Raw genomic sequence first — 13,719 nt, forward strand, 5'->3', positions numbered from 1 at the left:
TTACAAGAAAACAGCTTAAGTAAGCTATTTTCCCTTTTTCAATCTGCCCCCCTAAAAAACGGGTAGTTGAAAAAGGAAAAATGCGATAACTTTTAACAATATTAATAGGAATTAATCATAGAATTCAGGGAGAGAAAGAATTATTATGATAATGTCTTTCTTATAGATATAAAAAACTGATACAAATAAATGCACTAAAAGAAATATCTATTAACTTTAGCCATAATACCTAATATTTTGAACGACTATGAAATATAATTTCTGCGGAAACAGCGGCTTACAGCTTCCCGATATATCATTGGGCTTGTGGCATAATTTTGGTGATGTGGACGATTTCGATGTGGCAACAGCTATGATCTGCACTGCATTTGATAACGGAATTACTCACTTTGATCTGGCAAATAACTATGGCCCTTCTCCCGGAAGTGCCGAAACTAATTTTGGCAAAATACTTGCTAAAGACCTGAAAGGGCATCGTGATGAATTAATTATATCCTCGAAAGCCGGACATCTTATGTGGGATGGACCTTATGGCGACGGCAGCTCGCGAAAATATATAATGGCGAGCCTGAACCAAAGTTTAAAACGAACAGGTTTAGAGTATTTCGATATATTCTATTCGCATCGCTATGATGAGCAAACACCCATAGAAGAAACAATGCAAACCCTCATAGACATTGTACGTCAAGGAAAAGCATTGTATGTGGGCATATCTAAATACCCACCTGCTAAAGCCGTGCAGGCTTACGAAATATTAAAATCGCAACATGTGCCATGTCTTATCTACCAAGATAAGTATAGTATGCTGGTTCGTGAACCGGAGAAAGAGCATATGACTATTAACGAGAAACATGGTGTAGGCTTTATCGCATTCTCTCCATTGGCTCAAGGTGTATTGACTAATAAATACCTGCATGGTATCCCTGAAACATCCCGTGCCCACAAAAGTCATGGCTTTTTACAGGAGAGCGAGATAACACCTGCTGTTATAGCTAAAGTAACGGCTCTGAATGATCTGGCTCAACAGCGCGGGCAGACTCTGGCCGAAATGTCATTAGCATGGCTGCTTAACAATAAACAGGTAACATCCGTTATCGTAGGAACAAGTTCTGTTGCCCAATTGCACGATAATTTAAAAGCGATGGATAACACCCGATTCGGAGCTGATGAATTAGCCTTGATTGAAAATATACTCGCACAATAAGCTATAACAAGAAAAAAGGTAGCTCTTCACAGGGCCACCTTTTTTAATTCTCAGTGTTGTTTAATATTAAAATGCTTACATCGTCAATATGATACTGTTTTCTTCAGCCATACGACGTATATTGATAATGGCGTAACGCATACGACCCAATGCCGTATTAATGCTTACACCTGTTTGATCGGCTATTTCTTTAAAACTTAAGTCCTGATAATAACGCATTTCCAAAACCTCGCGTTGCGTGTCGGGGAGATGAGAAATAAGTTTTCGAACATCCGATGTTATTTGCGTTTGTATCATCTCATCTTCTATAGTACCATCACAAAGCGAAGTGTTATTAAGAAGATCAATAGGTGCATCATCATTCGAAATTGTATTCTCATTTTTCTCTTGGCGGAAATGATCTATTATAAGGTTATGTGCTATACGAGATATCCAACCACGAAACTTACCGGTTTCGGTATATCGTCCTTGTTTGATAGTAACAATAGCTTTGATAAATGTTTCTTGAAAAATATCTTCTGCCAGTTCTCTTTTACGAACAGTAAAATAAATGTAGTTAAATACACTTTGTTTATGTCGCGACAGTAAAATATCGAAGGCAAGATTATTACCATTAGAATAAGTAGCAACCAACTGTTCGTCGGTCATCGCTCTTAATGTTTCCATTATCTCCAGTTTATATTTATTTATAAAGAGTAATGTTTATTCTATAGGCAAAAAATTTGGATTTGTAGTTAATAATAATCTGAGTTACAGTTACAAATAAAAAGCAAATTTATCAGACTCCCAAAGAACAAAACTTAATTTAACACTATGGGGTTATTACCGTTTGCCAATGTGAAAAAATATTACAATATTTACCCAAGTATTTAAGAAACCTAAACTATGAAAAGAATATTATCACTTTTATTATTCAGTTTTACTTGCACTGTTCTATTTAGTCAAAATTACAATGTACCAAAAGACTATAAGTTTGTTATTGCCGAAGACTATAAAACTTATGAACCCCAGATAAAAGAAACAATGGAGTGGCTATTACAAACTTCGCTAGGGCAAGATTCAAAAAAGAGACAGGAAGCAAACGCTTTCTTTATTGCATGGCTAACGGGTGAGCCCGATATAAAAGTAAACATTCACCCAAAAGTTGTAAATTTCATGGATGGAAATCCCGAATTGTTGATTCCATTTATGATTGGTTGGTCAAAGTATGCATTAGATAACAATTATTCTAAAGATAATATAGCAGGCAATATGGCTGGAATAGAAGCTACAGTTACTTTTTATCGTAAAAACAGAGGTTATCTGAAACAGGATAAGAATATAGAAAAATATGAAAAACTAATAGAGAAAGGTAATCTTGAAAAAGAGATAAAGAAAAATCTAAAATAGATATACGAAAGACTTATTTCATTAAAATAATAATAACCGATCCGGCAACCATTATAATGGCACCTATAAGCTTCTTACGGATATTCGTTTCTTTAAATATCTTATACCCGAAGAAAATACTAACGATTACCGACAGTTGGAATAGAGATAGTGCATATCCGACAGGCATGTGATCAAAAACATAATTTGTAGTAAACTGCATAATACCAACACAAATCACCAAATATAAGAACTTGTGTAAACTAAATTTATCGACTTTATGAATCTCTGTTCTTACCTCTATCTTAAATAGGAAAAGGATAACGAATGAAAATAAAGCGCCTATCCAACACCAACTCACAAACGAAATCTCGATAGAAGACAACAATATTGTTTTTTTTATAAAAATGGCCTCGATAGCCGAAAATACCATTGCACCTATTCTATACTGAATCTCTTTCTGCTTTAATAATCTCCACGAAAATCTTTCTTCGGTAGTATCCAAAACAAAGTAGCTACCTCCTATTATTAAGATAATACCCAAGATTCCCCAAACACTTGGAATTTCACCTAACAGAATAATACCGAATATAATGCTGATAACAGACTTATAAGAATTAATAGGTCCCAATACTGAAAGATCACCTTTCTCAAAAGCCTTTATGAGCAATGCATTACCCAATGCCCCCATAATTCCACCGAGAAAAGCATAAAGCCAGAACTCAGCCGATAAAAGACTTATATTTATAAAAGGAATATAAAGTAGGCAGGCTATGCCTAGTAACAGATAAGTTCCGAAATTGATAAAAAGAGGACTGATCGTTTTCTTAGTCAATTGTTTCTGAAACACATTACCCATTGGGTTAGATAGTACACGAAGAAGTATTGCAACAATTACTAAGACACTCATACTGAAATTAATGATTTTGATAGTGACGGTTAAGCGAATTTACGAATATTTAAAATTGATAGCCCTACATCTGCTGAAAATAAATATATTTGCAATCGTATAACACTAAAACTATAATTATGAAAAAAATTGCTTTTATTTCACTATTCAGCCTTATCTGTATGGTAAGCTGCAACCCTAAAACAGAAAAAATGACTGAAACCTCGACCGTAGAAGAAACTAAATATCAACCGACAGGTAACGAGCTGCGAATAGTAGCGACTATGACCGTGGCGCCTGAATACAGAACAGAGCTGATGCCTATCTTTGATAAAATGATAAAAGCCAGCAGAGCCGAAGAAGGATGTATTTTCTATGATCTGCATGAAGATATTAACGATAGTACCAAACTGATCTTTTTAGAAGAATGGAAATCGCAGGATGCTATAAATATTCATAACAATTCTGCTCACATGAAAGAATATAAGGAAGCTACAGCGGGCAAAACCGTAGGTACCGGTGTAACATTATATAAGCAGATTCTGAAATAAGTATGGAGGAATCGGAACTACTCTTAGCAATAATCTTGATAATAGCCTTTCCTGTTGTTTTAATCGTCGGGACAGTCTTTGGGATTTATTACAGTAAAAAGCGTAAAAGAAAAAAATTGCTGGCAAATCTACCATCCAATGTTAGTTTTGCGGCATCAATTAGAATAAACTCAAAACAGGCGCAACATACAACTTTTAAGCTTATGGCTTACGAGAGTAGTGGGATACTCTACATACTTAATGATAAAGCATACATTAAAGGTTATAAAAGAGGAGATTTGGAATTCAACCTTCGAACAACATATCTAAGATGGCTAGGGATGGAATTCAGTAATGGCATTTTACAATGGTTCAGTATAACCGATACAAATAACAATGAATATTTCATCAATATAGATACCGGTTTACTTGCTTTCGAAATTGGAAATAAAATGACGACCAACGAGTTATACACACGTCTGATGAACGAACAGGTACATGTAAATCTGAGCCCACCTCCTTCCCCGTTATAAATATGAGAATAAGGGAATTACAATTACATGAAACAGCATTTCTTGAAGAAATGCTGTTTCATGCTTTATTTGTACCTGAGGGAGCCAAGCCATTTCCCCCTTCAATAATATACGAACCTGATATACACAAATATATAAAAGACTGGGGTAAAACTGAAAACGATATCGCATTTGTAGCTGAACAAAACAACAAGCTAATCGGTGTAATCTGGGGGCGATTGTTTAAAGAATCGGATATGAACTATGGATTTATAGACGAAGCTATTCCCGAAATAGGTATGGCAGTATTAGCTCCGTATAGAAATAAAGGAATAGGAACCCGATTGATAGAAACAATAATACGATGCTATCAAAATAGAGGGATCAAAGCTCTATCGCTAAGTGTGTCTAAACAGAATGAAGCGAGAAAATTATATGAGCGAGCCGGTTTTAGAGTCGCAAGCGAAAACAAGAGCGATTTTGTAATGATAAAAGATATAGGATAATCACATTCTATATCTTTCTTTTTCTGCTTAAAGCGGTCTTAAACACAAATAAAATCTATACTTTTGTAATCTCAAAACATTTAAATTATAAGGTTATGGCTGAATTGAAAATCGTGGCAACTATTGTAGTTAAAGAAGCACATAAAGTCGAACTAACAAAGGTATTTCATGCGGTAGTAGACGGAACCCGAAAAGAATCGGGCAATATATCATACGACCTGCATGTAGATGTTAACAACCCTCTTAAGTTTACGATACTGGAAATATGGAAAGACCAACAAGCCATAGATTTACATAACGCCAGTGATCACTTCGCTGCATTTAAAAGAGGTATTGCAGGCAAGATCGAAAGCCTGACAGTAGATATAATCAAACAAGTTTATTAAGAAATCAGAATAAGATAAATCAGAATATGTACAGAAATCATACTTGCGGAGAGTTGACTATTGCAGATGTTAATAAAGAAGTAACATTGGCAGGATGGGTGCAGAAAGCACGGAAATTAGGTGGTGGAATGACTTTTGTCGATTTACGCGACCGTTATGGCATCACACAGTTAGCTTTCAGTAAAGACGTAAACGCCGATTTGTACGAGCAATCGAACAAACTGGGACGTGAATATGTATTGCAGATAACTGGAACGGTACAAGAGCGTTCGAGCAAGAATCTGAATATCCCAACCGGAGAAATAGAGATAATTGTCAATGAACTTGTCATCCTAAATACATCGGATACCCCTCCTTTCACTATCGAAGATGAAACGGATGGTGGTGACGATACCCGCATGAAATATCGTTATCTGGATCTTCGCCGTAATCCGGTACGCAAGAATCTGGAACTTCGTCATAGAATTGCATTCGAAACACGTCGTTTCCTCGATGAACGCCAGTTCTTAGAAGTAGAAACTCCTGTTCTTATCGGTTCTACTCCCGAAGGTGCGCGTGACTTCGTTGTGCCGTCACGTATGAATCAGGGAGAATTTTACGCTCTGCCACAATCACCTCAACTATTTAAACAGTTGTTGATGGTTTCGGGATTTGACCGCTATTTCCAAATAGTAAAATGTTTTCGTGACGAAGACCTTCGTGCCGATCGTCAACCCGAATTTACTCAAATAGACTGTGAAATGTCGTTTGTAAATCAAGAAGATGTATTGAATATATTTGAAGGTTTAACAAAACATCTTTTCAAAGTTGTTAAAGATATAGATCTGGCTGATTTTCCTCGTATGGACTATGCCCATGCTATGAAATACTATGGTTCGGATAAACCCGATACCCGTTTTGGTATGGAGTTTGTCGAAATAAAAGACCTTACCACAGGTAAGGATTTTGTTGTATTCGATTCGGTAGAATATGTAGGTGCGATCTGTGCTAAAGGCGCTGCATCATATACCCGCAAACAATTGGATGCTTTGACAGATTACGTAAAACGTCCTCAGATCGGAGCAAAAGGCCTTGTATATGTTCGCTACGAAGCAGATGGTTCATTAAAATCTTCGGTAGACAAATTTTATGATCAAGAAGATTTGAAAAAATGGGCAGAACGTTGTCAGGCAGAACCGGGCGACCTTATCTTAATCATCTGTGGCGAAACAGAAAAAGCTCAAAAACAACTTTGCGAACTACGCTTAGAAGTTGGAGAACAACTAGGCTTGCGCGATAAAAATAAATTCAGCTGTCTATGGGTAGTAGACTTCCCTCTACTTGAAAAAGACGAAGAACTTGGACGTTATTTTGCTAAACATCATCCTTTCACCAGCCCGAAAGAAGAAGATTTCAGTCTACTGGATTCTAATCCGGGTGCTGTTCGTGCAAACGCTTACGATATGGTAATCAACGGTGTCGAAGTTGGTGGTGGTTCGGTACGTATTCATAGCAGTCAACTGCAAAAGAAGATATTCGAAGTTTTAGGCTTTACCGAAGAAAAGGCACAGGCTCAATTTGGATTCTTAATGAATGCATTTAAATATGGAGCTCCTCCTCACGCAGGGTTAGCTTTCGGTCTAGACCGCTTGGTATCTTTATTTGCGGGTTTGGATTCGATCCGTGACTGTATTGCCTTCCCTAAAAATAATTCGGGACGTGATATGATGATCGATGCTCCATCAACTATCGAGCAGGAACAATTAGATGAATTGGGATTGAAAATAGATATAAAGGCAAAAGAGTAAAAGATAGCAAGTGAATATGAGTAAAGAAGTTCTTTATAGGGAACAACTTATCAAATAATAGTAAAAACGACCAACTAAGTTGGTCGTTTTTGTTTTACGCATTATTCCATTATTAATAACTCCGGTCTGTATTCAAAGTGCATTGTATCATAATGATACCATTTTCCACCCCATATAAAACCATATTTTTCAAATATATCGACAATCAATTGGGGTATTTTATTGTTATAGTTCAAATCTACATCTTCAGAAGTACAACGGCAATCCCACTGCCAATAGTTAGAATATTTGACGCTTATATCGATAGCCGTACCAAAGCTATGAGAACTCAACCGCTCGGTACCTCTTATTTTTCTCCAGTTAAATGTGCCCGAACTAGTCAGATAATCCTTCAATTCGGGATGTTGGTCTAACTCGTCCGATATTTTTTGTAATTGTTTATCAACCCCATTCACTTTTGTAACCCGTAACTTTTGATTAACAAGCATAGGACACCAGATAATCGTCGTCAGATTCTTTTGAACCTCTTCGGATGTCGATCCGTACATTATCTTCAATAATTTATCATTGCGAATTCGTCCGGGATCATAGTTCTTTGGAATATCTTTTACTAAGCCTCTTTTATATTCATAAGCGAATATATCACCAAGATTAGTACTATTTAGCAAATCTGTATGATTGGCACTTGTGCCTTTTGTGTATGCTATCTTGTCGCCATTATATAAAACAATAGCTGTGCCATCATAACCCACAATTGTTTTGGGGTAAGCCATCAATAGCCTTTTTACTTCTACTGGATATTGAGATATATCCTGAGCTATGGCAATCGATGCTATAAGATAGACGGCAAAGAAGTAAGATATTCTAAATTTCATCTTACAAAAGAAAGATATTAAGCGGGTATATACAAACATGTAAGATTTATTTTGATAAATATCTATTATCAGTATTTAATATCTTTTTAGATAATATATGTCGTAAATATCTGTTAATATAGCGTACTTTTGTTGCACAAGATAAATAGAACAATGAAAAAATATTTAGCTATACTCATTTTTACTTTTTGCATAACATCGCTTAGCGCACAGACTTACGAGGAATATGTAAACCGTGCTATGGATTATACAGAACAAGGTGAATATGCAGCTGCCGAGCAGGCTTTTTTAGCCGCTTTGCGCAAAGAGCCGGGCAATGCAGGCAATACAATGTTGATGGTTAATCTGGGAACAGTACAACGACATTTAGGAAAATTTGACGAAGCACTCTTTTCGTATAATGTGGCAATAGATAAATATACCGATATAGCATTCTTGCGTCACAACAGAGCCGCCCTTTATTGTGAAATGGATCGCTTCGATGATGCAATGAAAGATTATAATGCCATCCTACTTTCAAATCCCGATGATATAGAGGCACTTTATCGCAGAGCGTTACTACAGATGAATAAAAAAAATATTTTTGCTGCTGAAGAAGATTTTGAAAAAATAATAGCTATTTCGCCCGAAAACATTCTGGCAAAATCGGGGCTGGCAATGCTCACAAAACGAAAAGGGGAATGGAAAGAAGCGGAAGAAATGTATACCGACTTGATCTATAAAAACAAAACTAATGCCGACTTTTATTTCAACCGTGCCGAATGTTATCTGCACCTTAATAAATTAGCACGTACACAAGAAGACTTAGCTAAAGCTGCCGAATTAGGATATGAAAACTCATCTCTATATATCTTGCGAGGACAACTAAAATTAGCTCAATACGACAAGTTTCAAGCGAAAGAAGATTTTCTAAAAGCTAAAGAGATGGGCGCCGATGAAAAAGTAATTGAAGACTTCCTTCGTCTATGTAAATAATAATAAAACTCAGCCATTTTTATCAAGTACTTCTTTTTCCAAATCAAGGAGCCTCTTTTTACGCCATAAACCTCCTGCATAACCTGTTAATGATCCATCAGACCCAATAACACGATGGCAAGGTATGATGATTGCAATCTTATTCATTCCATTGGCATTTGCGACAGCCCTTACAGCTAAAGGTTTGTTTAAAACTTCTGCTTGTTCTTTGTAAGATCGCGTTTTACCATAAGGAATACTGATGAGTTGATCCCATACAGTTTTCTGAAAATCAGTACCAACTATATCAAGTGGAATATCAAATTCGGTTAGTTTCCCTTCAAAATAAGCATCTATCTGATTTTTAAGCAAATCAAAATAAACATTATAACCTTGTATGATAGTTGCATTACGCACTTTAGCCAATTGCTTAAGTTCGGTTTCGAGCATTCGTCTATCCGAAAATTCCAGTAAACAAATACCTTTGTCTGTAGCGCAGGCAACCATTGTACCCAAGATTGTTTCGAAACGCGTAAAATCGATTATCTGCTGATTATGACTTTGTTTTGGCGACACTCCGAAAACTTTCTTAAATGAATCGTTAAATCCACTCAGAGATTCATATCCCGAATCGAAGGCTGTATCTGTAACCGAAATCCCCGATTGTATTTGCTTAAAAGCAGTATTGATCCTATACATCCGCTGATAGCTATGAAATGTGATTCCATGATTTTTTTGAAACCAGCGCCGTATCTTACTCGGCTCTATATCCATCTGCCTCAAATCGTAATCTTTCAATTTTAGAGACGGATCAGATTCTATTTTCTTTATAACTTGTTTTATGTAGTCGGGTGTATCGTTCGGTTTTTCGATAGGCCTGCATATTTTACACGCTCTGTATCCTTTCAATATCGCCTCTTTCGTATTATTGAAGAACTCTACATTCTCCTGCTTAGGCTTACGGGCTGTACAAGTCGGACGGCAGAATATTCCTGTAGTTTTTACGCCTACAATAAATGTTCCCTCAAAAGATTTATCTTTATCGAGTAATGCCTTATAAAATATATCTTCTTTTTTCATTTGCTTTTTTTACAAAGATATTAGTTAGATAAGCCTTATTGCAACCGAAAAATTGACACGTATTTTTTTCTAATTAAAATAACGTGAGTTCGATATAAATATCATATAGTTAGTAGTTATGAGCTGGTATTTGTCTCTCGTCTATTCTGTCATCCCTCACTGCGTATCGGGATGACAAATTCGAATGAATATTTTACATCGAACTCACGTTAAAACAGTAAGTTTCAGAATAATACTATTTCAACGTATTGATAATATTATTCTTGGTAGGAAACATTAGCAAAAGTTTCTTTTTTATCTCTTGTTTCTCTTCGGTTGTAGCTTGTGAACAGATTCTCACCAGTTCCTCCATTTTTGTTTCAGCAAAAAGAGTCAACAGAAGAGACGATGGTCGGGCTTCGTACACCTTTTGCAGATCAGCTATAGATTCAATTACACGTATTCTTGCACGTGCCGGATTGCTCGACATTTCATCCAAACCAAGACGATGATAATTATACCACATTTTATGAAATGACTTCGAACTTTCATCCGTAAGTGCTACCGCCAGATCATACCGATTGCCTTTCCCCGAAAAAGGCTCCCAGCCTTTAGTATTAAGCGTTTGAGCTTTATTTGCTATATCCAAAGCTTTATCAAAATAAGGTCGTCCCCCATTCAGAGAAAATGAATCGAAATCCAACCCAATAATGATATACGAATAGAAAGCAATGGTTGCAACCAGATTACTCGTTACATTATAATTATTAAAGTCGACCGATTGTCCCATCAAGTAGCTAAATTCAAACTGAGTATCCCTATAATTTAGAATAGGAGTCACATAAGTAGAATTATAAACCGGACGACGAGTAGTAATCTGGATGTCGGCTATAAAACTATTTTCAGTAGGCATTTCATTAACAGTAATACCAACAATGGCATCTATCCGCTCGGTTCTTGAGAATGTGGCATCTGTCCATTTTTGTTCGTTCAATAGCTGATTAACAGCATTCTCGAGCGAGGTGATTAACTCCCTGTTCGGCGACTGTACTTTTTGTGAATTTAAAGTCAGTTTTGCATTAAGCTCCTGCGCTTGCATTACAGCAACAGAACTTATGAGAAATAGTATAATAGATATATATCGCTTCATTTTATTCCAAATTATAAGTTACACTCAATACCTTAAATTCAGTACGGCGATTTATTTGATCTGCCATCTCCTGCTGCTCGGGTGTTAACTGCAATACAAATTCTTCGTTCAGGACTTCACCCTCATTTAAGAAATCATATTTTTTAATAACGTTCTTTGTTACAATCTTAGGTTCTCTCTTTCCTTTACCAACGGCAGTCAAACGATCTTTTGCTATTCCCGCATTTATAAGGTAATTCACTACCGATTCGGCACGTCGCTGCGATAAGCGGTTATTATATTCATCACTCCCCTTGCGGTCGGTATGGGCCGATAGCTCAATAGTAACATGAGGATTGAGATTAAGTAATTCAATCAAGCCGTCTAATTCTTCTTTCGACTCGGGACGTAAGGTCGCCTTGTCGAAGTCATAAAATATATTTTCTAGTACTACAGGTTTATTGATGGGTGTCAATACAAAATCAACGAGATAAGTGGTATCTTTCTCCATATCCAATGTTCTGAGTGATTGTCTGGTATTCAGATAGCCCTCGCCACTTCCCAGAAAAACATAATCGACACCACGATTTACTTCAAGTTTATATGTGCCATTGGTTTTTCCCTGAAATCGCTTATTTGTGCCATCACGCCCCACCACACGAATGGTAACATTAGATATAAATTCATCATCTGTATCTACAATATATCCCTCTGCAATAGTAGTTACTATCGGATATATGAATGAATATAAGTGATCGAAGCCTTTGGCATCTCCTCTGTTAGAACTAAAGAAACCACTTTCGACATCTCCCTCGAAGGTAATTCCAAAATCGTCCGCTTGCGAGTTTATGGGAAACTTCATATTTTCGATAGACCACTGCTTTATTTTCCCATTATATACAGCCTTATAAATATCTAGCCCTCCCATGCCAACATGTCCATCGGATGAAAAATAAAGTGTAGAGTCGTTTCGCATATATGGAAACATCTCATCGCCTGCCGTATTAATATCAGCACCGAGATTTTCTATGTATTCTACTAAATCACCAACCATTCGGGCTCTCCATATATCTTTTCCTCCGTATCCACCAGACATATCAGACACAAAGTAGAGAAAGTCACCGGACGGCGATATGGAAGGATGAGCGTAAACGCTTGTTGTATCTCTTCGGTTAATTTCGATTTTTGTACCGACTCCCCATGCTCCTCCTGAGCGATAAGTGGCATATATAGAAACAACAGCAGCTCCTGTCGAATCGGGTGGACAACTGGTATAATACATGACTGTCCCCGATGGAAGAAAAGATACCCCACCCTCGTCACCTGCTGTATTGATAGGAGAATCCACATGTTCGGGCTTCATCCACTTACCACTTTCGTCTTTACGGGCCATGAAGATATCATTTAGCTTCGCCCCTGTTATACCACTGATTGTATCGCCTGTTGTCCCTTCACGGTTAGAGGCAAAAAAAACCTGATCATAATCGGGAGGAAGTAACATCGGAGCAAACTCCCCCTTTCGGGAGTTCAATATCTCTTCGTTTTTCACGACATAATATGTCGGATTAGCTTTCCAATTAGGGGCTATTTTAGTTCCCTCCAACCCATTTTGTCCGAATTGATTATCCGGAAAAAGCTTTAAAAATTCTTCGTATTGCTTGCCCGATTGCAAATAACTACCCACTTTTTGAAGTGAGCGACCATATTGCAGCGAGAGCGTACTATCTACATGTCTATAACGTACAGCATTGGCATAAGCCGGGTTAGCCCGTAAAGGATTATTATAAAGACGATAACATTCTGCCATTTTAAAAGCAACCTCTCCGCGCAATTCACGCTTTTTGGCTGGTGTCTGCCTATAAATCTTACGATACATTTCAGCAGCAGTAAAATATTCACCTTGAGCAAACTTCTCGTCTGCATCACTCACTTTGAGCTGCTTACATGACATTACTAATATAGTTAGCAATACGATTCCCGATATATAATAAATGTATCTTTTCAAGATAGAGTCTCTTTTCTTATTTAATGGATGCACAAATATAACTTTTTTCTGTTTAGAATATTGCCTGTCAATAATATAAATATCAGCAGATATCAGTATATTTGGGGCATGATCAAACAAATCCTACTTGTTGGAGCAGGCGGTGCTGTAGGGAGTATTATGCGCTTTCTGACATCGGAGGTTACAACTAGATATTGTAGCTTAACTTTTCCGTTGGCTACATTTATAATCAATATACTCGGATGTCTTGGCATAGGTCTGCTTGTCAATCTCATCCCCTCCGGCAACAACCTTCGTTTCTTACTGATAATAGGTTTTTGCGGTGGATTTACGACATTCTCAACCTTTGCACGCGAAACTTTTGACCTGATAGAACTCAACCAAATGCCTCTTGCTTTTGTTTATACTATGTCTAGTTGTATTCTTGGCGTATGTGCAGTATGGCTGGGTATGTATATTACAAAATAATAAGGAATTCACACATTCTTTGATTTAAGAAAATTAAACATTTCCTT

At 36.9% G+C, this 13,719-nt stretch carries 15 protein-coding genes; 9 read left to right on the forward strand and 6 right to left on the reverse strand.

Annotation, left to right across the window (positions count from 1 at the left end; genetic code table 11):
- Positions 1-247: 247 nt before the first annotated feature.
- Positions 248-1,204, forward strand: coding sequence for an aldo/keto reductase (locus G7Y56_RS09630; protein WP_165043047.1), 957 nt, complete (start codon positions 248-250; stop codon positions 1,202-1,204).
- Positions 1,205-1,279: 75 nt separating this feature from the next.
- On the opposite strand, the gene G7Y56_RS09635 is transcribed toward G7Y56_RS09630, so the two are convergent.
- A complete protein-coding gene (locus G7Y56_RS09635; protein WP_165020808.1) occupies positions 1,280-1,870 on the reverse strand; it encodes a sigma-70 family RNA polymerase sigma factor in 591 nt (196 codons plus the stop codon).
- A gap of 219 nt (positions 1,871-2,089) precedes the next feature.
- On the opposite strand from G7Y56_RS09635, the gene G7Y56_RS09640 reads away from it, so the two are divergent.
- Complete coding sequence (locus G7Y56_RS09640; RefSeq protein WP_165043048.1) at positions 2,090-2,593, forward strand: hypothetical protein; 504 nt, start codon at positions 2,090-2,092, stop codon at positions 2,591-2,593.
- 13 nt (positions 2,594-2,606) lie between these two features.
- On the opposite strand, the gene G7Y56_RS09645 is transcribed toward G7Y56_RS09640, so the two are convergent.
- On the reverse strand, positions 2,607-3,482 hold the full coding sequence (locus G7Y56_RS09645) for an EamA family transporter (RefSeq protein ID WP_165043058.1): 876 nt from the start codon (positions 3,480-3,482) through the stop codon (positions 2,607-2,609).
- Positions 3,483-3,601: 119 nt separating this feature from the next.
- On the opposite strand from G7Y56_RS09645, the gene G7Y56_RS09650 reads away from it, so the two are divergent.
- The 5 genes from G7Y56_RS09650 to aspS all read left to right on the forward strand — a co-directional run bounded on the left by G7Y56_RS09650 (position 3,602) and on the right by aspS (position 7,182).
- Positions 3,602-4,012 (forward strand): putative quinol monooxygenase, encoded by a 411-nt coding sequence (locus G7Y56_RS09650; RefSeq protein ID WP_255491321.1) that lies wholly within the window; start codon positions 3,602-3,604, stop codon positions 4,010-4,012.
- 2 nt (positions 4,013-4,014) lie between these two features.
- Complete coding sequence (locus G7Y56_RS09655; RefSeq protein ID WP_165043060.1) at positions 4,015-4,524, forward strand: hypothetical protein; 510 nt, start codon at positions 4,015-4,017, stop codon at positions 4,522-4,524.
- Positions 4,525-4,526: 2 nt separating this feature from the next.
- A complete protein-coding gene (locus G7Y56_RS09660) occupies positions 4,527-5,009 on the forward strand; it encodes a GNAT family N-acetyltransferase (RefSeq protein ID WP_165043062.1) in 483 nt (160 codons plus the stop codon).
- A 95-nt stretch (positions 5,010-5,104) separates the two neighbouring features.
- Positions 5,105-5,395 carry a putative quinol monooxygenase gene (locus G7Y56_RS09665; RefSeq protein WP_165043064.1) on the forward strand — a complete coding sequence of 97 codons (291 nt, stop codon included), beginning with the start codon at positions 5,105-5,107 and terminating at the stop codon, positions 5,393-5,395.
- A 26-nt stretch (positions 5,396-5,421) separates the two neighbouring features.
- Positions 5,422-7,182 carry an aspartate--tRNA ligase gene (aspS, locus tag G7Y56_RS09670; protein ID WP_165043066.1) on the forward strand — a complete coding sequence of 587 codons (1,761 nt, stop codon included), beginning with the start codon at positions 5,422-5,424 and terminating at the stop codon, positions 7,180-7,182.
- Positions 7,183-7,283: 101 nt separating this feature from the next.
- On the opposite strand, the gene G7Y56_RS09675 is transcribed toward aspS, so the two are convergent.
- Positions 7,284-8,057 carry a M15 family metallopeptidase gene (locus G7Y56_RS09675; protein WP_165043068.1) on the reverse strand — a complete coding sequence of 258 codons (774 nt, stop codon included), beginning with the start codon at positions 8,055-8,057 and terminating at the stop codon, positions 7,284-7,286.
- Positions 8,058-8,210: 153 nt separating this feature from the next.
- On the opposite strand from G7Y56_RS09675, the gene G7Y56_RS09680 reads away from it, so the two are divergent.
- A complete protein-coding gene (locus G7Y56_RS09680; RefSeq protein WP_165043070.1) occupies positions 8,211-9,032 on the forward strand; it encodes a tetratricopeptide repeat protein in 822 nt (273 codons plus the stop codon).
- Positions 9,033-9,041: 9 nt separating this feature from the next.
- On the opposite strand, the gene G7Y56_RS18810 is transcribed toward G7Y56_RS09680, so the two are convergent.
- The 3 genes from G7Y56_RS18810 to G7Y56_RS09695 all read right to left on the reverse strand — a co-directional run bounded on the left by G7Y56_RS18810 (position 9,042) and on the right by G7Y56_RS09695 (position 13,150).
- The gene (locus tag G7Y56_RS18810) at positions 9,042-10,091 is read right to left on the reverse strand and encodes a bifunctional transcriptional activator/DNA repair enzyme AdaA (RefSeq protein WP_165043072.1); all 1,050 of its coding nucleotides are present in this window, start codon (positions 10,089-10,091) and stop codon (positions 9,042-9,044) included.
- A 235-nt stretch (positions 10,092-10,326) separates the two neighbouring features.
- Positions 10,327-11,220, reverse strand: coding sequence for a DUF4835 family protein (locus G7Y56_RS09690; RefSeq protein WP_165043074.1), 894 nt, complete (start codon positions 11,218-11,220; stop codon positions 10,327-10,329).
- A 1-nt stretch (position 11,221) separates the two neighbouring features.
- On the reverse strand, positions 11,222-13,150 hold the full coding sequence (locus G7Y56_RS09695; protein WP_185153992.1) for an OmpA family protein: 1,929 nt from the start codon (positions 13,148-13,150) through the stop codon (positions 11,222-11,224).
- A gap of 162 nt (positions 13,151-13,312) precedes the next feature.
- Between G7Y56_RS09695 and crcB the strand changes: the two genes are divergently transcribed.
- Complete coding sequence (gene crcB / locus G7Y56_RS09700) at positions 13,313-13,672, forward strand: fluoride efflux transporter CrcB (RefSeq protein WP_165020796.1); 360 nt, start codon at positions 13,313-13,315, stop codon at positions 13,670-13,672.
- Positions 13,673-13,719: the final 47 nt, after the last annotated feature.

Source organism: Dysgonomonas sp. ZJ709, from assembly GCF_011039195.1.
GTDB lineage: Bacteria > Bacteroidota > Bacteroidia > Bacteroidales > Dysgonomonadaceae > Dysgonomonas.